Origin of the sequence: Noviherbaspirillum sp. (assembly GCF_035254685.1) — a bacterium.
Taxonomy (GTDB): Bacteria; Pseudomonadota; Gammaproteobacteria; order Burkholderiales; family Burkholderiaceae_D; genus Noviherbaspirillum.
Map to the genome: position 1 here is coordinate 97,243 of NZ_DATFAI010000017.1, position 20,589 is coordinate 117,831.

Annotated in this window: 20 protein-coding genes; 7 read left to right on the plus strand and 13 right to left on the minus strand. The window is 61.5% G+C overall.

Features of this window, described 5'->3' with window-relative positions:
• Nucleotides 1-6 precede the first annotated feature (6 nt).
• The 3 genes from VJ698_RS04925 to polA form a co-directional block, all read right to left on the minus strand.
• Entirely contained in the window at nt 7-690 is a 684-nt protein-coding gene (locus VJ698_RS04925; RefSeq protein ID WP_324101590.1) for a ZIP family metal transporter, read from the minus strand.
• A 259-nt stretch (nt 691-949) separates the two neighbouring features.
• Nucleotides 950-1,774 carry a metal-dependent hydrolase gene (locus VJ698_RS04930; RefSeq protein WP_324101591.1) on the minus strand — a complete coding sequence of 275 codons (825 nt, stop codon included), beginning with the start codon at nt 1,772-1,774 and terminating at the stop codon, nt 950-952.
• An 87-nt stretch (nt 1,775-1,861) separates the two neighbouring features.
• A complete protein-coding gene (polA, locus tag VJ698_RS04935) occupies nt 1,862-4,606 on the minus strand; it encodes a DNA polymerase I (protein WP_324101592.1) in 2,745 nt (914 codons plus the stop codon).
• On the opposite strand from polA, the gene VJ698_RS04940 reads away from it, so the two are divergent.
• The 5 genes from VJ698_RS04940 to VJ698_RS04960 all read left to right on the plus strand — a co-directional run bounded on the left by VJ698_RS04940 (nt 4,607) and on the right by VJ698_RS04960 (nt 9,115).
• Nucleotides 4,607-5,344, plus strand: a complete 738-nt coding sequence (locus VJ698_RS04940) for a TIGR00730 family Rossman fold protein (protein ID WP_324101593.1) — start codon at nt 4,607-4,609, stop codon at nt 5,342-5,344.
• A gap of 174 nt (nt 5,345-5,518) precedes the next feature.
• Entirely contained in the window at nt 5,519-5,959 is a 441-nt protein-coding gene (locus VJ698_RS04945) for a DUF2782 domain-containing protein (RefSeq protein WP_324101595.1), read from the plus strand.
• A 22-nt stretch (nt 5,960-5,981) separates the two neighbouring features.
• On the plus strand, nt 5,982-6,938 hold the full coding sequence (locus VJ698_RS04950; RefSeq protein WP_324101596.1) for a homoserine kinase: 957 nt from the start codon (nt 5,982-5,984) through the stop codon (nt 6,936-6,938).
• A 2-nt stretch (nt 6,939-6,940) separates the two neighbouring features.
• Nucleotides 6,941-7,750, plus strand: a complete 810-nt coding sequence (locus VJ698_RS04955; protein ID WP_324101597.1) for a BPSS1780 family membrane protein — start codon at nt 6,941-6,943, stop codon at nt 7,748-7,750.
• A gap of 141 nt (nt 7,751-7,891) precedes the next feature.
• The gene (locus tag VJ698_RS04960) at nt 7,892-9,115 is read left to right on the plus strand and encodes an HD-GYP domain-containing protein (protein WP_324101599.1); all 1,224 of its coding nucleotides are present in this window, start codon (nt 7,892-7,894) and stop codon (nt 9,113-9,115) included.
• A gap of 51 nt (nt 9,116-9,166) precedes the next feature.
• Here VJ698_RS04960 and VJ698_RS04965 read toward each other — a convergent pair whose 3' ends face one another.
• From VJ698_RS04965 to VJ698_RS04985, 5 genes are all read right to left on the minus strand, one after another.
• Nucleotides 9,167-9,646 carry a hypothetical protein gene (locus VJ698_RS04965; RefSeq protein WP_324101600.1) on the minus strand — a complete coding sequence of 160 codons (480 nt, stop codon included), beginning with the start codon at nt 9,644-9,646 and terminating at the stop codon, nt 9,167-9,169.
• Nucleotides 9,647-9,730: 84 nt separating this feature from the next.
• On the minus strand, nt 9,731-10,198 hold the full coding sequence (locus tag VJ698_RS04970) for a periplasmic heavy metal sensor (RefSeq protein WP_324101601.1): 468 nt from the start codon (nt 10,196-10,198) through the stop codon (nt 9,731-9,733).
• Nucleotides 10,195-10,632 (minus strand): anti-sigma factor family protein, encoded by a 438-nt coding sequence (locus VJ698_RS04975; RefSeq protein ID WP_324101602.1) that lies wholly within the window; start codon nt 10,630-10,632, stop codon nt 10,195-10,197. Before VJ698_RS04975 ends, VJ698_RS04970 begins: the two co-directional genes overlap by 4 nt.
• The gene (locus tag VJ698_RS04980; protein ID WP_324101603.1) at nt 10,629-11,195 is read right to left on the minus strand and encodes a sigma-70 family RNA polymerase sigma factor; all 567 of its coding nucleotides are present in this window, start codon (nt 11,193-11,195) and stop codon (nt 10,629-10,631) included. The genes VJ698_RS04975 and VJ698_RS04980 overlap by 4 nt, the downstream gene beginning before the upstream one ends.
• 93 nt (nt 11,196-11,288) lie before the next feature.
• Nucleotides 11,289-13,559: a UvrD-helicase domain-containing protein gene (locus VJ698_RS04985; RefSeq protein ID WP_324101605.1), complete on the minus strand. Its 2,271-nt coding sequence runs from the start codon at nt 13,557-13,559 to the stop codon at nt 11,289-11,291.
• Nucleotides 13,560-13,916: 357 nt separating this feature from the next.
• Between VJ698_RS04985 and dapA the strand changes: the two genes are divergently transcribed.
• Together dapA and VJ698_RS04995 are read left to right on the plus strand one after the other, a co-directional pair.
• Nucleotides 13,917-14,798, plus strand: a complete 882-nt coding sequence (gene dapA, locus VJ698_RS04990; protein WP_324101606.1) for a 4-hydroxy-tetrahydrodipicolinate synthase — start codon at nt 13,917-13,919, stop codon at nt 14,796-14,798.
• Between the two features lie 79 nt (nt 14,799-14,877).
• Complete coding sequence (locus VJ698_RS04995; RefSeq protein WP_324101607.1) at nt 14,878-16,077, plus strand: aminotransferase class V-fold PLP-dependent enzyme; 1,200 nt, start codon at nt 14,878-14,880, stop codon at nt 16,075-16,077.
• On the opposite strand, the gene thiE is transcribed toward VJ698_RS04995, so the two are convergent.
• From thiE to thiC, 5 genes are all read right to left on the minus strand, one after another.
• Nucleotides 16,067-16,678, minus strand: coding sequence for a thiamine phosphate synthase (gene thiE / locus VJ698_RS05000; protein ID WP_324101608.1), 612 nt, complete (start codon nt 16,676-16,678; stop codon nt 16,067-16,069). The two genes, VJ698_RS04995 and thiE, sit on opposite strands and share 11 nt — an antisense overlap.
• Nucleotides 16,675-17,466 carry a hydroxymethylpyrimidine/phosphomethylpyrimidine kinase gene (locus VJ698_RS05005; protein ID WP_324101609.1) on the minus strand — a complete coding sequence of 264 codons (792 nt, stop codon included), beginning with the start codon at nt 17,464-17,466 and terminating at the stop codon, nt 16,675-16,677. The genes thiE and VJ698_RS05005 overlap by 4 nt, the downstream gene beginning before the upstream one ends.
• Nucleotides 17,463-18,263 carry a thiazole synthase gene (locus tag VJ698_RS05010; RefSeq protein WP_324101610.1) on the minus strand — a complete coding sequence of 267 codons (801 nt, stop codon included), beginning with the start codon at nt 18,261-18,263 and terminating at the stop codon, nt 17,463-17,465. Before VJ698_RS05010 ends, VJ698_RS05005 begins: the two co-directional genes overlap by 4 nt.
• 160 nt (nt 18,264-18,423) lie before the next feature.
• Complete coding sequence (gene thiS / locus VJ698_RS05015) at nt 18,424-18,642, minus strand: sulfur carrier protein ThiS (protein ID WP_324101611.1); 219 nt, start codon at nt 18,640-18,642, stop codon at nt 18,424-18,426.
• Nucleotides 18,639-20,552 (minus strand): phosphomethylpyrimidine synthase ThiC, encoded by a 1,914-nt coding sequence (gene thiC, locus VJ698_RS05020; RefSeq protein WP_324101613.1) that lies wholly within the window; start codon nt 20,550-20,552, stop codon nt 18,639-18,641. Before thiC ends, thiS begins: the two co-directional genes overlap by 4 nt.
• Nucleotides 20,553-20,589: the final 37 nt, after the last annotated feature.

Here is a 20,589-nt window from a genome sequence, read left to right on the forward strand (position 1 = left end):
AAACCATCAGTGCTGGTGGGCATGCCCCGTCACGAAGACCACCAGCGCCACACCGACGGCGATCAGGATGATTTGCGGGATGGTTTCGCGCAGGGTCGAGCGCCGCTGCATCTGCGGCATCAGGTCGCTGACCGCGATGTAGATAAAGCCGGATGACGCGAACACCAGAACATAAGGAATCCAGTCCGAGACGTGTCCCAGCGTGAAATAGCCGAGCAGGCCGCCAACGATCGCCATCAGGCTGCTCAGGAGGTTGTAGACATAGGCCCGGGTGCGGGTAAAGCCGGCATTGAGCAGCACGATGAAATCGCCGATCTCCTGGGGGATTTCATGCGCGATGATGGCCAGGCCGGTGATCAGGCCGAGGTGCGGATCGGCCAGGAACGCGGCGGCGATCAGGATGCCGTCGGTGAAGTTATGCAGACCGTCTCCGACCAGGATCATCCATCCGGATTTGCCGGCTTCATGCACGTCGTGGCCATGTTCATGAGCGTGTCCGTCGCCTTCGTAATGATGGGAGTGGCGCAGGATCGCGAATTTCTCCAGCAGGAAAAATCCCAGCAGGCCGGCCAGCAGCATGGCAAACAGGAGATGATTGTCCGCCTTGGATTCGAAGGCTTCCGGCAGTGCGTGCAGCAGCGAGGTCGACAACAGGATGCCGACGGACAGGCTCACCATCCGGTCGACCATTTTTGACAGCAGTGAAAAGGAAAACAGCGCCGCAGCGCTAATGCTGATGACGCCGGAGATGGTCGTGGCAAGCAGAATGGATAACAGCGTGGAGTTGATTTTGAGCCCCGACGAATATGCAACAAAGTTGCAAATTTTGGCACAGACTGGCTATTTCGGCAAACGGATGCCTGTTACCGACGGCGTGATGGATGTCCACGGAAAACACGGAAATTTCTGTGTCTTCCGTGTTTTCCGTGGACAAGGATTTCTACGCCGACTAGAACTCCTGCTTTTCGCCCGGATTGATCGCAATCACTCTCGTCGGGAACGCGCCGAGTTCCTTCGTCAATTCCGCGGGCGTGCCCTTCAGCAGCGGGAAGGTGCCGTAATGGATCGGGATCGCATACTTCGGCTTGAGCATGTCGCGGAGGGCAACGGCGGCTTCCTTCGGCCCCATGGTGTAATGCCCGCCGATCGGGATCAGCACCAGGTCCGGCTTGTAGTACTGGCCGATGAACGCCATGTCGCCGAACAGGCCGGTGTCGCCCATGTGGTAGATGCGAAAGCCGTTCTCCAGTTCGATGATGTAGCCGACCGGCTCACCGCCCACGTGGACTTCATCCTTGCCGCTCGCCGGGTTGTGCCAGGCCAGCTCGGAGCTGTGTTCGGCGTGCACCGCGGTCACCTTGATGCTGGTGCCAGGCGGAACGACGGTACCGCTCTTGTTGAAGCCCTGCGCCTGCTCGCGCGGCAGGATGCCGAGCGCCACCGCCGATTGCAGCAGCCCCGCAGGCCCGTACACCGGCGCCTTGCTGAGTTTCGCGAGTGCCGGCACATCGCCGAAATGGTCCATGTGGCCATGCGTCACGAGAATGACGTCCACCTTGCCGAGCGCTTCCAGCTTCTTGTATTGCTCCGGCGTTTTCGGATTGCTGGTGAGCCACGGATCCACCACGATGACTTTTCCGCCCGGCGTGGTGATCTTCGTCGTCGCCTGCCCGAGCCACTGCACTTCAGTCTTTCCCTGGGCCATCGATGCCGGCACAACCGCGGCCAGCAACAGGCCGAGGACTGCAACAATCGCTTGCTTCACATTGACCATCGTTATCTCCTTTTTGTGTCCGCTGAACCGGCCAGGCGGCCGACCGGAAAATGATAACGATAAATCAACGTGCGCGTTGGCGTTGCGTCAATGCGCCTCGTCCCAGTTCTTGCCGACGCCGACTTCGGCAATCAAGGGCACCTTGAGCGTGGCAACGCCGCTCATCAGTTGCGGCAAGGTCTGCCGAACGCCAGTCAGTTCGGCTGCCGGCACTTCGAGCACCAGTTCGTCATGCACCTGCATCACCATCTTCGACGCCATCCGCTCGCCTTCCAGCCAGTCCTGCACGGCGATCATCGACAGTTTGATCAGGTCGGCAGCGGTGCCCTGCATTGGCGCATTGATCGCGGCACGTTCCGCGGCCTGGCGGCGCGGGCCGTTGGGCGAATTGATTTCCGACAGCCACAGACGCCGTCCGAACACGGTCTCGACATAGCCGCGCTCCTTGGCCTGCGCGCGCGTTTCGGCCATGTATTGCGCGACAGCGGGATAGCGCTGGAAGTACTTGTCGATGTACATCTGCGCGGCGGAACGTTCGATGCCAAGGTTGCTCGCCAGCCCGAACGCGCTCATGCCATAGATGAGCCCGAAGTTGATCACTTTCGCATAGCGCCGCTGCTCGCTGGTGACGTCAGCGGGCGCTGCGCCGAAAATTTCGGCAGCGGTCGCGCGGTGGATGTCCTCGCCTTCCGCGAAAGCGCGCAGCAGGTTCTCGTCGCCCGAGATGTGCGCCATGATGCGCAATTCGATCTGCGAGTAGTCGGCCGACACGATCACGCTGCCCGGTGGCGCAACGAAGGCTTCGCGGATGCGCCTGCCCTCTGCGGTGCGCACCGGGATGTTCTGCAGGTTGGGATCATTCGATGCCAGCCGCCCCGTCACCGCGACGGCCTGCGCGTAATTCGTGTGCACGCGGCCGGTGTCCGGATTCACCATTTTTGGCAGCTTGTCGGTGTAGGTCGACTTCAGCTTCGACAGCCCGCGATAATCAAGCAGGATCTTCGGCAGCGGATAATTCTCGGCCAGCTTCTGCAGCACTTCTTCATCGGTGGACGGTGTGCCGGACGGTGTCTTCTTCACCACCGGCAGCTGCAGCTTGTCGAAAAAGATTTCGCCGATCTGCTTGGGCGAATTCAGGTTGAACGGCTGGCCGGCGAGCTCATAAGCCCGTCGCTCCATCTCGAGCATGCGCGTGCCAAGCTCATGCGATTGCGTTGCGAGCAGTTGCGCATCGATCAGCACTCCATTGCGCTCGATCTTCTGCAGCACCACCGAGGTCGGCAGTTCGATCTTTTCGTAGATGAATGTCAGCCCCTCATCCTCCGCCACGCGCGGCCACATTGCCTGGTGCAGCTGCAGGGTGACATCCGCATCTTCCGCCGCATACTCGGTGGCGCGCTCGATCGCCACTTGATCGAAGCAGATCTGCGAAGCGCCCTTGCCGCACACCTCCTCGAAAGTGATGGTCTTGCGTCCCAGGTGCCGCATGGCTAGGCTGTCCATGTCGTGGTTTTTGTGCGACTCGAACACATAGGACTCGAGCAGCGTGTCATGCACGATGCCGCGCAACGCGACGCCGTGGTTGGCAAAAATATGGCTGTCGTACTTCAGGTGCTGCCCGACCTTGGGCCTAGTCGGATTTTCCAGCCAAGGCTTCAGCTTCGACAGCACGAATTCCCGCGACAATTGCGCCGGCGCGTCCTGGTAGCGGTGCGCCACCGGGATGTAGGCCGCCACGCCGGGCTTGCAGCACAGCGAAATACCGACCAGCTGCGCGCGCATCGGATCGAGCGAGGTGGTTTCGGTATCGACCGACGTCAGTTCCGCAGCATTGATGATCTCCAGCCAGCGTTCGAGCTGCGCTTCGGTCAGCACGGTTTCGTATTCGGCAGCGACGGGCGCGGCGTCGAACAGGCTGCCCTGCGGCTCGCCGCTGGTCGCCACGGCTGCCGGACGCGGCGCGGGGCTTGCCTCGCCGCTGAGTTCGCGCAGCCAGGTCTTGAAGCCATAGCGTCTGAAGAATTCGATCAGCGCCTCCGTGTCGGCCGGCTTCGCCGTCAGGGTCTGCTGGATCGATGCCATATGGGCAGCCAGGTCGCAGTCCGTCTTGACGGTCAACAGATGCTTCGCCTGCGGCAGCCAGTCCAGCACCCGGCGCAGATTCTGTCCGACGGCGCCACTGATGTCATCGGCGTGCGCGATGATGTCATCGAGCGTGCCGTACTGCGTCAGCCATTTCACCGCGGTCTTCGGGCCGACCTTGTCGACGCCTGGCACATTGTCGACCGCGTCGCCGACCAGCGTCAGATAATCGACGATGCGCTCGGGCGGCACGCCGAACTTCGCGATCACGCCCTCGCGGTCGAGCTTTTCATTGCTCATCGTGTTGATCAGCGTGACATGCTCATTCACCAGTTGCGCGAGGTCCTTGTCGCCCGTCGAGACCACTGTCTGCATGCCATGCTTCGCAGCCTCGACCGCCAGTGTGCCGATCACGTCGTCGGCCTCGATGCCGTCGACCATCAGGATCGGCCAGCCGAGCGCGCGCACCGCTTCATGGATCGGCTCGATCTGGCGCACGAGGTCTTCCGGCATCGACGGGCGATGTGCCTTGTATTCCGGATACACGTCGTCGCGGAAGGTCTTGCCTTTTGCGTCGAACACACAGGCAATGTATGCTGCGGGGAAATCATTGCGCAGCTTGCGCAACATGTTGATCATGCCGTAGATGGCGCCGGTCGGCGCGCCTTCGGCATTACGCAAATCCGGCATCGCGTGAAAGGCGCGATACAGGTAACTGGAACCATCGACGAGCAAAAGGGTTTTATTCATATGGAGTCAAAAGGGAAATACGTGCCGCGCCTCCGGCAGATCAAGGACATCAACCGCGCCACCGCAAAAAAGGCGCGGGAATCATGGCACATCCTGACGATTATGGCAGAGTTTATCGAGTCGACCGAACGCCTCGCGGAGCTGCGCCCGGCAGTCTCGATTTTCGGCTCGGCCCGCATCAAGCCTGATGATCCCAACTACGCCAAGTGCATCGACATCGCGCGCCGCCTTTCCGATGCGGGCCTGGCGGTCATCTCGGGCGGCGGCCCCGGCATCATGGAGGCGGCCAACAAGGGCGCCTTCGATGGCGCGTCGTCGTCGGTCGGTCTGAACATCGAATTGCCGCATGAGCAGGCCAGCAACAAATGGCAGGACATTTCGATCAGCTTCCGCCATTTCTTCGCGCGCAAGGTGGCTTTTGTCAAATATGCGGACGCCTATGTCGTGCTGCCCGGCGGCTTCGGCACGCTGGACGAGCTGACCGAAGTCCTGACGCTGATCCAGACCGGCAAGTCGCGCCGCATCCCGGTGATCCTGGTCGGCACGCAATTCTGGCGCGGCCTGCTCGACTGGTTCCGCGCGCAGCTGGTGGGCGACGGCATGATCGATGCGAAGGACCTGGACCTGGTGCAACTGATCGACGAACCGGCCAATGTGGTGGACGCGATTTTCGCCTTCTACGAAGCCAGCAATGAATTGCTGACCGCCGAGAGCAAGGAACCGGGCGCCTATCTCTGAGCCCTTCCGGAAGCACGCCTTCAGACCGTCTGAAGGCTTGTGCTGCCTCAATACCCGTGCGCAACAGCAGCCGGACATTTCCTGTCCTTGCAGGTGCGGTTTGCTAAAATGTTTCATAGAGGCTCGATTGTCATCCAGCCATTCCGCATTCCAATAACAGTTCAAAACATCATCATGCGCACATTCAGGGTCTGGCTCGTCGCTGCGGCAGTTGTTGCTGCTTTTGCAATTCCGCTGCCGACCGTCGCGCAGCAGAAGTCCGATACCGCTCCGCCCCCGCCCAAGCTGGAAAAACTCGAGGAAGGCGAGCCGCCCGCGGTGACGATCCGTCCGCGCGACAAGCGCGCAAAGATCACGCAAAAACGTGCGCCGGGCGGCAAGGTCACCGAAGTCAAGGTCACCACCGGCGGCAGCACTTATGTGGTGAAATCCAACGACCAGGCCGGCAGCGCGCTCCCGGGAGACGCACAAAGCAGTACAATGCGCCCGGCGCAGTGGGAAGTGCTGGAATTCGACCTGGGGAAATCCCGGGAAGCCAAGGAAGCGGAAGAGGCGCAGGCGGGCACGCTGCCGGCCCCGCCCCAGGCACCTGCCACAGCGGCGCCGAAAAAATAACCTTTTACTTACCGATTCGCTCATGGCAGTTTTCACCCCGGTCAGCCTGGATGACCTTACCCAATGGCTCGCGCAGTTCAACCTCGGCAAACCCCTCGCCATCAAAGGCATTTCGTCGGGCATTGAAAACAGCAATTTCTTCGTCACTACCGAAGCCGGTGAGTTCGTCCTCACGATTTTCGAAAAGCTGACCTTCGAACAGCTGCCGTTCTACCTGGAACTCATGCGTCACCTGGCCGATCACGGTGTGCTGGTGCCGGCGCCGATCGCCAACCGGCATGGCGACATCCTGCACACCCTGCACGGCAAACCGGCCAGCCTCGTCACGAAGCTGGAAGGCGAATCGCAGATGGATCCCAAACCGGTGCATTGCGCCGCGGTCGGCGCAATGCTGGCGAAGATGCACCTGGCCGGACAGGACTTCCCGATGCAGCAGCCGAACCTGCGCGGCCTCGCATGGTGGCACGCGACCACGCCGGTCGTGCTGCCCTACATTCCCGAGGAGAGCCAGCACCTGCTGCGTGCGGAAATCCATACCCAGGAGGCATTTGCGGCTTCGGCCACCTATCACCAGTTGCCGCGCGGACCGGTCCATGCCGACCTGTTCCGCAATAACGTGATGTTCGTCGGCGAACGCCTGACGGGATTCTTCGACTTCTATTTCGCCGGCTGTGATACCTGGATCTTTGACGTTGCCGTCACGGTCAACGACTGGTGCATCGATGTCAACACCGGCGCGCTCGACGAGCAGCGCGTGCGCGCGCTGCTTGATGCCTATCACGCAGTGCGTCCATTTGTCGAACCGGAGAAGATCGCGTGGCGTCCGATGCTGCAGGCCGGCGCGTTGCGCTTCTGGCTGTCGCGCCTGTATGACTTCTACATGCCGCGTGAAGCGGAAATGCTGACGCCGCACGACCCGGGGCATTTCGAGCGCATCCTGCGCCAGCGCATCAGCAATCCGGTTCCCGCCCTCTTTTGACAATGGAAAAGCTGCCTGCAAACACCGGCTGGGCCTGGGTGAAGGAAGGATTTGCGCTGTTCCGCAAGCAACCAGTGGAAATGGCGACGCTGTTCCTTGCCTACATGTTCGTAATGCTGGCCATCGGTATCCTGCCCGTGCTCGGCCAGGTCCTGCCGCTGGTGCTGGTGCCGGTATTCTCCATGGCTTTCATGGAAGCCTGCCTGAACATCGAGCAGGGCAAGAAGGTGTACCCGAACCTGCTGGTGACCTTCTTCCGCTCTCCCGCGCTGCGCCGGCTACTGGTTCTCGGCGTGCTGTACCTGCTGGCGGCCGTCCTTGCGGTTGCCGCCTCGGCACTGGTGGACGGCGGTGTCTTCTGGCAGGTCATGGCCGGCAGCAAGCAGCTGGACGAGGAAACGATCCGCAATTCCCACATGTCGCTGGCGATGATCTTTTCCGCCGCAGTCTACACGCCGGCCATGATGGCGTTCTGGTACGCCGCACCGCTCATCGCATGGCAGGACATGGGCGTCGGCAAGTCGCTCTTCTACAGCTTCTTCGCGGTGCTGCGCTCCGGCAAGGCCTTCCTCGTCTACGGCATGGCGTGGGTCCTGATCGGCGTCGTGTTCCCTGCCCTGGTCAGCAGCATCCTTGCGTTGCTGGTCGCCAAGGGTATCGCCGTGGTGATCGTGCTGTTGCCGCTGTCGCTGGCGCTGACGGTGGTCATGTACTGCTCCTTCTATCCCACCTATACCGCCATCTTCGGTCGCCCGCGCGCCCTGCCTGAACAAAACCAGCCGCGGCCGGATACCGACAGCGGCCAGGGCTGAACGGATTTCCCGCCGCGCTTATCCCTTCCCTTACCCCTTCCGCAAGTGATGCTTTAGGGCATCAAAAAATGGCTATACTGACATCGGAATGCCGGTTCCGGAAGTATCCATTCCGCGCGTAACGCCAGGGGGAGGCTCGTCGTGATCAAGAAAATCCATGTGCACCAGATCAAGGTGGGCATGTTCATCCACGACTTCAACTGCCACTGGATGGACCATCCTTTCCTGCGCAGCCAGTTGATGGTGGCCAGCGAGGAAGAGATCGCGAAAATCGCCTCGGCCGGCATTCACGAAGTCTATATCGACACCAGCAAGGGGCTTGACGTTCAGAACGCGCCAACGGTGCAGGAAGCATCGACCGCGCTGGAAAAGGAAATCCTGGACATTGCGAGCATCCGGCCCGCCGCCACGGCGCACGTATCCCTTGCTGAAGAACTCCTGCGCGCGAAGAAGATCAAGGACCAGGCCCATGATCTGGTGCGTACGGTCATGCATGATGCGCGGCTCGGCAAGGCCATCGAACTCGACCGGGTGGAGCCGGTGGTGCAGGACATCACCGAATCGATCCTGCGCAACCCTGGCGCGCTGCTGGGCCTGCTGCGCATCAAGAACAAGGACGACTACACCTTCCTGCATTCGGTCAGCGTCTGCACCCTGCTGGTCGCGTTCTGTCATTCATCCGGCATGGATGCGGCCCTGACGCGCGAGGCCGGCCTCGGCGGCCTGCTGCACGATACCGGCAAGGCGCTGGTGCCGGACAAAGTGCTGAACAAGCCCGGACGCCTCACGGAGGAGGAGTTCGATCTCATCCGCAAGCATCCGAGGGACGGCTACGACATCCTGCTGAAATCGCCCGCCATCAAAGAGATTCCGCTCGATATCACGCTGCACCACCATGAACGCATGGACGGCAGCGGTTATCCCGACAAGCTGCCTGCCGGGCGGATCAGCACGCTTGCGCAGATGGCGGCCATCGTCGACGTGTACGATGCGATCACTGCGGACCGCTGCTATCACCGCGGGATGTCGGCAGCCGAGGCGCTGCGCAAGATCTACGAGTGGAGCAAATTCCACTTCAGCCCGCAGCAGGTGCAGAACTTCCTGCGCTGCGTCGGCATCTACCCGGTCGGCACGCTGGTGCTGCTGGAATCGGGGCGACTCGCCGTAGTGACCGAGCCGCATGAAACCAACCTGCTGGCGCCGAAAGTACGGGTCTTCTTCAGCACCAAGTCGAACACTTACATCAAGCCGGAGGAAGTGGATCTTTCCAGACCGCTTGGCACGGGCGGCGGCGACAGGATCGTCAGCCACGAATCACCGGAGAAGTGGCGCGTGGAGCCGATGAAGTTCTTCAGCATGGCGTAGCGCGAAGAGCAGACCTCTGCCTCTCCGCGCCTTCCCTCAGTGCGGTAGCCCTCAGTGCGGTAACTTCACCGGCTTCCATCCGACATGATCGAAGTACTTCCCGTAGGTGTTCAGCGCCTCCGCCGCCTGCACCACACCAAGCGCACGTTCCGTGCCCTGCTTTCCTTCCATCGTGTCGACGCCCTGGCCCAGTTCGCCGATGATCACGTGCAGTTGTGCATCCGCCTTCGGATCGAGCTTGCAGTTCTGGACAATGTAGGCCACCTGCCCGTTCAGCTCCTTGCCAAGTTTCTCGTATTGCTCCGGCGTGAGCTTGCCTTCATGCGCTGCCGGCAAGGCGGCGCTGACCTGTTCCCGGATCGCGCCCATTCCCTTGCGCAGGGATGCATCGGTTGCCCACTTCTTGCCGGCGTTGAGTTCGATTTTCTGCGGTGCGGCGCCGTGATGGTCATGATGCCCCGACTCGGCGGCGAGTGTCGTGAGAGGAAGCGCCAGCGAGATGGCGGCGAACAGTAGCGTAGAGGATTTCATGTTGTACTCCGTTTCAGGTTCAGGTTCGGTCGGACATTTTCCATACCTTGCCTTCTTAAACGAAGCACACGCGAAATTGTTCCATCAATGACGATGCAGCATTTCCTCTTCTGTTGCTTCCTGCGTGTAGCGGCTCAGGAGCAGCTTCATCAGCTTGTCGCGCTGCTGCGCATCGAGCAGGTCATGCTCGGCAAGCAATTGCGCGATCACCCTGCGCTGCTGGCTATCCTGCAGGGTCGCAATCCTTGCCTGCTCGGCATCAATTGCACTTCGGTCCGGCTTGTCGGAAAACACCTGCCGCACCAGCGCTTCGCGGTGCGCGCGGATCTCACGCCAGTTGACCGCGATGTCCTTAAGGAAGCCTTCTTCGATCTCCGACCAGCGGCGGCGCTGGTCCGCGTTCAACTGCAAATAATCGGGCAGGCTCGCATTCTCATGCTGCGCCGCCGGACCAGGTGCCGTTCCCATCCGATTGACGATCACGCTCGCGACCATGCCCGCGTTGAGCGCCAGCGAGATGACGAGAAGCCACTTCAATGCAGTGCGATTCATTTCAGTCCTTTCGGTGTCCCGCATAATTCCGCCGCAGCACAAAGGCCGCCGGGCGGCACGGGATCAAAGACGCGCGCCATCGTCGCTGAAGGCGCAAGCATCGCTCCCCCGCTGAGCAGCATGCCTCCGAGCCACGCCCCCACGGCAAGCGAGAGGGCCGCGGCGAGGCCAGGGGCGCCCCAATCAATCCAGAACGCGCGCATGGGACGCCGCGCAGGTGGTCGCCGCAGCTGCGGCCCGAGCCGTGCTGCAAGGTCGAACCCCAGTGTCGGCGAGGGCAACTCGCGCAAGTCGCGTCGCAGTGCAAGCAGCTCGTCGATACGCGCGAGGCAGATCGGACAAGCGCGCGTATGCGCCACGAATTGCTCCCGCTCGGAAGGCGGCAGCATGCCATCGATGTAGGCGGAAACCTCTTCATGCTCCGGGCAGTTCATCGCGTGATCTCCGGTTGGGCTTTGAGCTTGTCGAGCAGCGCAGACCGCGCCCGCGCCAGTCGTGATTTGACGGTGCCGGCATTCAGGTTGAGCACCTCGGCGATTTCGTCATAGGTCATGTCTTCGATTTCGCGGAGCAGCAATATTTCACGATGCCCGGCCGGCAGGCGTTCCAGCGCCGTTTCCAGCTGGCGCAGGCGTTGTGCGGTCTCAACGATCGCCTCGGGTCCGGCCGCCGTGTCGGGCAGGTCCACGTCCGGCTCCAGTTCGACGAATTCCACCAGCTTGTCGCGCCGCAGCCGGTCGAAGGCGATGTTGCGCGCGATGCGGAACAGCCACGTGCGGAACAAGGCATCGGGCTGCCAGCGCTCCAGGGCCTGGTAAGCACGCAGGAAAGTGTCCTGTGTCAGTTCCAGCGCGTCATCCGGCGAGCGCGTGAGGCGGAGCAGAAAGCGGTAGATGCGGTCCTGGTAACGCCTGACCAACTCGGAAAATGCCTTGCCGTCGCCGCGCTGTGCGAGCGTCACGCAGGCAAGATCGTCGAGATGGCCAAGGGTTTTCATTGTCGATACCCGTACCAACGAGCGGGTGCCGAAAAGGTTCCATCCACGTCAGAAGAAACATGACCGGCGGGGCGCCGCCGGGCCGCTATGTCACTATGCCACTTTTTCCAGTTTGGCAATGTTCAGGTCGAGCAGCTTCATGCCGTGCTTGCCGAAATTGATGTGCGCGCGGGTATTGGTGCCGCTGCCTTCGATGTTCACGATCACGCCCTCGCCGAACTTCTGGTGCGACACGGTTTCGCCGATGCGCCAGCCCACGTCCTTGCGGCTGAAGTTCTGCGCGATCGCATTGACGCCGGACTCGGGCGCCTCGTCCCACGCCGACTTGCGCTGACCGAACCAGTGATGCTGCACCTTGGGCGACAGCCACTTCAAGGATTCTTCCGGCAGTTCGTCGAGGAAGCGCGATTTCATGTTGTAGCGCGTCTGGCCGTGCAGCATGCGGGTCTGTGAGAAGCTGATGTAGAGGCGCTTGCGCGCGCGCGTGATCGCCACATACATCAGGCGGCGTTCTTCCTCCAGCCCGCCCTCTTCCTGCGCGCTGTTCTCATGCGGGAACAGACCTTCCTCCAGGCCAGTGATGAAAACCGCGTCGAATTCGAGCCCCTTGGCCGAATGTACCGTCATCAATTGCATCGCATCCTGTCCGGCCTGCGCCTGGTTATCGCCGGCTTCCAGCGAGGCATGCGACAGGAATGCCGACAAGGGCGACATCACCGTCGGCAAGGGCGCATCGGCGTCGATCACCTCGTCGCCGTTGGCCAGCTGCACGCCCGCCGTTGCCTGCGTCTTTGGCCCGAGCAGCGCCGGCGCATCGATGCTGAAGCCTTCTTCAGACACGAACAGCATTGCCGCACTGACCAGTTGCTCCAGGTTTTCGATGCGGTCCGCGCCTTCCTTCTCGCCCTGAAAATGCGTGATGAGCCCGCTCATGTCGAGCACCACCTTCACCATCTCCTGCAGCGGCAGGTTCTGCGTCTCGAAGCGCATTCCCTCGATCAGCTTCACGAAGCCGCCGAGCGATGTGCCGGCCTTGCCGGTCACATAGGGCACCGCCGCATAGAGTGAAATGCCGTACTGGCGCGCCGCGTCCTGCAGTTGCTCGAGCGAGCGAGCGCCGATGCCGCGAGTCGGGAAATTCACCACGCGCAGGAACGCGGAATCATTGTGCGGGTTGTCCATCAGCTGCAGGTAGGCGATCGCGTGCTTGATCTCGGCGCGCTCGAAGAAGCGCTGCCCGCCGTAGACGCGATACGGGATGCCGGCCGTAAAGAGCGCATGCTCGATCACGCGCGACTGCGCATTGGAACGGTACAGCACCGCGATCTCGCTGCGCAGCCAGCCTTCGTTGATGAGTCCCTTGACCTCCTCGATGATCCACTGCGCTTCCTGGATGTCGCTGCTCGCTTCGTAAATGCGCACCGGCTCGCCGTGGCCGGCATCGGTGCGCAGGTTCTTGCCGAGGCGGCGGCTGTTGTTCGCGATCAGCACGTTGGCGGCATCGAGGATGTGGCCGTGCGAGCGATAGTTCTGTTCCAGCTTGATCAGGTTCTCGACGTGAAATTCGCGCTCGAAGGCCATCATGTTGCCGACGTTCGCACCACGGAAGGCGTAGATGCTCTGGTCGTCGTCGCCCACTGCGAAGATCGCGTTGTGCTGTCCGGCCATCAGCTTGAGCCAGTTGTATTGCAGGTTGTTGGTGTCCTGGAACTCGTCGATCAGGATGTGCTTGAATCGCGCCTGGTAGTGCTCGCGCAAGGGCTGGTTGCGCATCAGGAGTTCATAACAGCGCAGCAGCAGTTCGGCGAAATCCACCACGCCTTCGCGCTGGCACTGCTGCTCATAGGCCTCGTAGAGCTCGACAAAGCGGCGGTTGTAATCGTCGTTCGCGATCACATCCTTCGCGCGCATTCCTTGCTCCTTCGCATTATTGATGAAGTACATCAAGTTGCGCGGCGGGTATTTCTCGTCATCGACGTTCAGCGCTTTCAGGAGGCGCTTGATGGCGGACAGCTGGTCCGCCGAATCGAGGATCTGGAAGGTCTGGGGCAGGCCGGCTTCACGATAGTGCGCGCGCAGCAGGCGATTGCACAGGCCGTGAAACGTGCCGATCCACATGCCGCGCGTATTCACCGGCAACATCGCCGACAGGCGTGACATCATCTCCTTGGCCGCCTTGTTAGTGAAGGTCACGGCCAATACGCCCGCCGGCGACACCTGTCCGGTCTGGATCAGCCAGGCGATGCGGGTCGTCAGTACGCGTGTTTTTCCCGACCCCGCGCCGGCGAGGATCAGCGCGGGTTGCGCGGGCAAGGTGACAGCGGCGAGTTGTTCGGGATTGAGATTGTGGAGGAGATTCTGCATGCCTCGATTATACCGGCGAGGGGCTTCTGCCTGCGGCGAAATCTCGCCTGCCGGCATTGCTTGACGCACAAGATTCGCAGCTCCATAATCGGTTCATCTCCGCACTTCATGCAAAAAATGCATTCCTGTTCCTTCGACCATTGCTGCGCTTCGGGCTTGAACGCCCAGGCATCGGCACGCGTCGCAGGTGCAGAGAAATCGAAAAAACAGTCGCTCATCTGACCGGGGCGCACTGTCCCGTCAGGTGGGCTGACAGGACAGTAAGCGCAAAGGCCGGTACCCCTCCCCCTCTGTCATACGCGTTCTTGCAGATCTTCCTGACGGTGACCTGTCGGTCTGACCATGGGAGTCAATGCAATGACAAGTTTTACAGGGATCTGGGCGCCTCTCGTCACCCCTTTTCGTCACAATGAAGTCGATTTCGACGCGCTGCAATCGCTCGCTCGCCGCTGCGTCGAAGCAGGCGTATCGGGCCTCGTCGTATGCGGTTCCACCGGAGAACCGGCGGCGTTGAGCGAAGGCGAACAACTGGCCGTGCTGGATGCGGTGCTGGATGCGGTGCTGGATGCAGTGCCGGAGTGCCCGGTCGTCATGGGCATGGCCGGCAACAACCTGCCCGCCATCCTCGACCGCATGCAGCGCATCCAGCAACGGCCGGTCGCCGGCCTGCTCGTCCCCTCGCCCTACTACATCCGGCCATCGCAAGCCGGCCTCGTCGATTTTTTCCGGACGGTGGCGGATGCGTCGTCCGTGCCGGTCATCCTCTACAACATTCCTTACCGCACCGGCATCAACATCGAACTGGAAACCTTCAGGACCGTCGTGCAGCATAAGCGCATCGTTGCACTGAAGGATTGTGGCGGTGACCTGCCGCTGACCATGAGCCTGATCGGCGACGGCAAACTGCAGGTGCTCTCCGGCGAAGACCATTTGCTGCTGCCCACGCTGTGTCTCGGCGGCACGGGCGGCATCGTGGCATCGTCCCACATCCGGCCGGACCTGTTCGTGCGGATCGCGCAGTTGGTGCAACGCGACGCATTGAGCGAAGCACGCGAACTCTTCCACCGCTTGCTGCCCCTGATGCGGCTGCTGTTCAGGGAACCCAACCCCGCTCCACTCAAGGCGGCGCTCTCGATGATGGGTTGCATGCGCGATGAGCTGCGCGCGCCGATGCAAGGTGCATCTGAAGAAACGAAAGCGCTCCTGGCGCGCGAACTGAAGCGCCTGGAATGCCTGTAGATTGAGCGGAGGGGCACGGCGTGCCCTTCCTGCAGCATGCGATTACAATGAATTTTCAGCGACCAACAGAGAGGTTCCATTGGCAACGCCACTTCCTCCGCATATCGATGCCGGCGATGAAATCTACTGGTCCGGCATCCGCGATCAGTATGTTCTCAATGACGACCTGATCAACCTCGAAAACGGCTTTTTCGGCGTGCCGTCGAAACCGGTCATGGCGGCGTTTGAAGAATACAACCGTCAGGTGAACTGCGAAGGCACCTTCTTCATGCGCAACAGGTATCCGCAGCGCCTGGAAGCAGCGGTGCAGGCGCTCGCGGCATTCAGCGGAGCGTCGGAGGAAGAGTTGCTCATCGTGCGCAATCCGACCGAAGCCATGAACATGCTGATCCAGGGCTACCCTTTCCAGTCGGACGATGAAGTCGTGATCAGCAACCAGGATTACGACAGCGTGGAAGAGACACTGCACATGCTGCAGCAGCGCGGCCGTCTGAAACTGGTGCGCATCGCACTGCCGTTTCATCCGCAAAGCGATGAGGAGATCGTCGGGCTGTATGAGCAGGCGATCACGCCGCGCACGCGCGCGCTGCTCGTGACGCATCTGCTGCACCGGACTGGCCAGATCCTTCCGGTGGCGAAGATCGCCGCGATGGCACAAAGCCGCGGCGTCGATGTGCTTGTCGATGCCGCGCATTCCTTCGCGCACCTCGACTATCGACTGCCTGAGCTCGGCAGCGCTTTTGTCGCGGCCCACCTGCACAAATGGCTGGGCGCGCCGCTCGGCGTCGGCCTGCTCTACATTCGCAAGGATCGTGTGCGCGACATCGCGCCCCTGTTCGGCGACACGACGCATGATCCCTCCGACATCCGCAAGCTCGGCCATTTCGGCACGACGCCGCCGGCGCCGGTGATGGCGATCGAGGATGCGATTGCCTTTCACAACAGCATCGGCGGCAAGAACAAGGAAGCGCGCCTGCGCTACCTGAAGGAACACTGGGTCAGCCGCGCGAGGAGCCTTCCGGGCATCGAACTGATGGTGCCGGAAGACCCACAACGTTCATGCGCGATTGCCGCGTTCAGGATGAAGGGAAAGGAAGCGAAGGAGGTAGCGGATTACCTCTTGCAGGTGCACAGGATATTCACGGTGGCGACCAGGGTCGCTGGCGTAGATGTGGTGCGCGTGACGCCGCATCTCTACAACACGCCGGCGGACCTGGATCGTTTGCTAGCGGCGCTGGCGCAACTGGCTTTGCTGCGCCCTGCCGTCACTATGCCTTGAACAGATTCACAAAACGGCGCGCCGCCGCTTCGGGATCATCGACCATGTACACGCTGCTGATGGCTGCCACCATATCGGCGCCATGTGCCACCAGCGGCTCTGCGTTCTCCGGCGTCATGCCGCCGATCACGACGTTCGGCACAGGCACTTCCTGTTTTGCCTGCGTCACGATCGTGGGTTGCGTCGTGACTTCGTACTTCTTCACGCGCGAGGGATAGAAGCCGCCGAACGCGACATAGCTTGCGCCCGCCTGATACGCATCGCGCGCAAGCTGCAGGCTGCCATAGCAGGAAGCGCCGACGATCTTGCTGGCGCCGACCGCCGCGCGCACCTGCGCAATCGGCGCATCCGTGCCGCCCACGTGGATGCCATCAGCATCTAGCTCCATGCACAACCCAACGAAGTCATTGATGATGAACGGCCGGCCATAATCGCGGCACAGGGCATGCAAAGCCGCCGCCTGCGCCTTGCGCAATTCCGCCGACGCCGTCTTGTGCCGATACTGCACGAGTGCAGCGCCGCCGCGCAAGCCCGCCTCGGTCACTTCCAGCATTTTTTGCGTGTCATCCCAATCGGGCGTGACCAGATACAAGCCTTTCATTTTCCTTCCTCCAGCAAGACACAGCGATTCGGAATACGCTGTCCGTCTGCAATCGCATAGGCTGACTGCAAGGCCTGGTGGCAATATGCCTGCGCCTCTTCAATGGCTTCCACCATCGGTTTGCCGAGTGCCAGCAGCGCTGCGATTGCAGAAGCCAGCGTGCAGCCTGTGCCGTGAAAACCGCCCTCCAGCCGCGGCCAGGTCCAGGTGCACTGGTTGCCGTTGGTGAACCAGCGGTTGACCACATCCGGCCCGCAATCGTGACCACCCTTGATCAGCACATTCGGACAATAGCTCAGCAAGGTTTCGACCTGGGTGTCGAGCCGCCGATCGCCGCCGCACAAGCCGGACGCTTCCGGCAGGTTGGGCGTCACGATGGTGGCCAGCGGCAGCAGCGATGCGATCGCGTTCACCGGATTGTCCTGCGACAGGCTGTCGCCATGGCCGCTTGCCAGCACAGGATCAAGCACCACTTGCAGAGCCGGCCTGCGCTGCCGCATGAGTTGAATGATGTCCGCGATCGCGTCGGCATTGGCGCGGTTGCCGACGATGCCGATCTTGACCACGCCGATGTCCATCTTGGCAATCAAGGCATGTGCCTGCTGCTGCACGAGACCGGCGGGCACCGGATGCACGTTGAACACGTGGTCATTGTCCTGGACCGTCAACGCCGTGATCGCAGACAAGGGATGCGCTCCTAGCGCGGAGATGGCCTGGATGTCCGCCTGCAGTCCCGCGCCGCCGCTCGGGTCGGAGCCGGCAAAAACCAGGACGCTGGGGCGAATCATGTTGCGCGCCCTTCCATCGGTGACGATGGCGAAGCGGCGAACTTCTTCGGAATGCGGCCCGCGAGATAGGCATCGCGACCGGCTTCGACCGCGAGCTTCATGGCGCGCGCCATGCGGATTGGATCGCGCGCGCCGGCGATCGCGGTATTCATCAGCACGCCGTCGCAGCCGAGTTCCATCGCAATGGCCGCATCCGAGGCGGTGCCCACGCCGGCGTCCACCAGCACCGGCACTTTCGACTGTTCAATGATCAGCGACAGGTTCCACGGATTCAGGATGCCCATGCCGGAACCGATCAGCGAAGCCAGCGGCATCACCGCCACGCAGCCGATTTCCTCGAGCATCTTCGCCTGGATCGGATCGTCGCTGCAGTACACCATTACGTCGAAACCATCCTTCACCAGCGCTTCCGCCGCCTTCAGAGTTTCCGGCATGTTGGGGAAGAGAGTCTTCTGGTCGCCAAGTACCTCGAGCTTGACCAGCTTGTGACCGTTCAACAGTTCGCGCGCCAGCTGCAAGGTGTAGACGGCATCCTTCGCGGTGTAGCAGCCTGCGGTATTCGGCAGGATGGTGTACTTCGACGGCGGGACCACGTCGAGCAGGTTGGGCGCATTCGGGTCCTGACCGATGTTTACGCGGCGGATCGCCACGGTGATGATTTCGGCACCGGACGCTTCCGTCGCGGTGCGGGTTTCCTCGAGATCGCGGTACTTGCCGCTGCCGACCAGCAGGCGGGAGCGATAGGTCTTGCCAGCGATGGTGAGGGGTTGGTCTTGCGTGTCTTGTAGTTGGCTCATGAGATCCCTTTAACAATTCTACGAAGGGCTCCTTCCCCCTCTTAGGGGGAAGGTTGGGATGGGGGTAAAGCGCTCAAACCAGTGCATGCGATTACGCAAATACTCTACCCCCCACCCTAGCCCTCCTCCTGCAAGGAGGAGGGAACTTTATGGCGACGATTCAACCGCCGCCGATCGCTTTCACAATATCGACACGATCACTCGGCTGCAGCACTCGCTGCTGCCACAGATGCCGCGGCACGACTTCACGATTGATCGCCACCGCCAGCGACTTGTTTGCCAGATCCAGCGATGCGATCAACTCCTGCACGCTCAGGTTTTCCGAAACCGGATGCGGCGCGCCGTTCAGTTCGATTTCCATACGCAGTTGGCCCATCATTGCTTGCGATAGATTTCCGCGCCGGACTTGACGAACTCCACAGCCTTCTCCTCCATGCCCTTCTTCAAGGCCTCCTCATCGGAGACGCCCTGCGAAGCAGCGAAGTCGCGCACATCCTGCGTGATCTTCATCGAGCAGAAATGCGGGCCGCACATCGAGCAGAAGTGCGCCACCTTGGCGGAATCCTTCGGCAAGGTCTCGTCGTGAAATTCGCGTGCCTTGTCCGGATCGAGGCCGAGGTTGAACTGGTCTTCCCAGCGGAACTCGAAGCGTGCCTTGGATAGCGCGTTGTCGCGAATCTGCGCGCCCGGATGGCCCTTGGCAAGGTCGGCGGCATGCGCGGCCAGCTTGTAGGTGATGATGCCTTCCTTCACGTCGGCCTTGTTCGGCAGGCCGAGGTGCTCCTTCGGTGTCACGTAGCACAGCATCGCGGTGCCGAACCAGCCGATCATGGCTGCGCCGATGCCGGAGGTGATGTGGTCGTAGCCGGGCGCGATGTCGGTCGTCAACGGCCCGAGGGTGTAGAACGGCGCTTCGTGGCAATCCTTCAGCTCCAGCTCCATGTTCTCCTTGATCAGCTGCATCGGCACGTGGCCGGGGCCTTCAATCATCACCTGCACGTCATGCTTCCATGCGATCTGCGTCAGCTCGCCCAGCGTCTTCAGTTCGCCCAGCTGCGCTTCGTCGTTGGCGTCGAAGATCGAGCCGGGACGCAGGCCGTCGCCGAGCGAGAACGCGACGTCGTAGGCCTTCATGATTTCGCAGATGTCTTCGAAGTGCGTGTACAGGAAGGATTCCTTGTGATGCGCGAGGCACCACTTGGCCATGATGGAGCCGCCGCGCGAGACGATGCCGGTCAGGCGCTTGGCGGTCAGCGGGACGTATTGCAGGCGCACGCCGGCGTGGATGGTGAAGTAGTCCACGCCCTGCTCGGCCTGCTCGATCAGCGTGTCGCGGAAGATTTCCCAGGTCAGATCCTCAGCCTTGCCGTTCACCTTTTCCAGCGCCTGGTAGATCGGCACGGTACCGATCGGCACCGGCGAATTGCGGATGATCCATTCGCGCGTTTCATGGATGTGCTTGCCGGTCGACAGATCCATCACCGTGTCGCCGCCCCAGCGGATCGCCCAGGTCATCTTTTCGACTTCCTCGCCGATGGAGGAGGTCACTGCGGAGTTGCCGATGTTGGCATTGATCTTCACCAGGAAATTGCGACCGATGATCATCGGCTCGCTTTCCGGATGGTTGATATTGGCGGGAATGATCGCGCGGCCGCACGCGACTTCGGAGCGCACGAATTCCGGTGTGATCTCGGCGGGAATCGCAGCGCCAAACGATTGGCCCGGATGCTGGCGGCCCATCAGATCGGCCAGCTTTTGTCCCATCGGCCCGGATGCCTTCAGTCCTTCGAGGTATTCCTTGCGGCGCAGATTTTCGCGGATCGCGATGTATTCCATTTCCGGCGTGATGATGCCCTGGCGCGCATAGTGCATCTGCGTCACGTTCTTGCCGGTCAGCGCGCGGCGCGGCTTGCGATGCAGGTCGAAGCGCAGCTCCGCCAGTTTCGGGTCGTTCAGGCGCTCAACGCCGTATTGAGAGGAAGGGCCGGACAGCTCTTCGGTGTCGCTGCGTTCGGCGATCCAGCCCGCGCGCAAGGCCGGCAAGCCGGAGCGGATGTCGATCCTGGCGTCTGGGTCGGTGTACAGACCGGAGGTGTCGTACACATAAATTGGCGGATTCTTTTCCGCCCCCATGGAAGCGGGCGTGTCGGACTGGCTGATTTCGCGCATCGGCACGCGGATGTCGGGGCGCGAACCTTCGACGTAAATCTTGCGGGAATTCGGCAGCGGTTGGATCGCGGCTTCGTCCACCTTGGCGGTGGCGGCGAGGAATTGCGGATTGGCGTTCATAAAGTTCCTTTGCTCAGACAAATAGCGAAAGGAACCT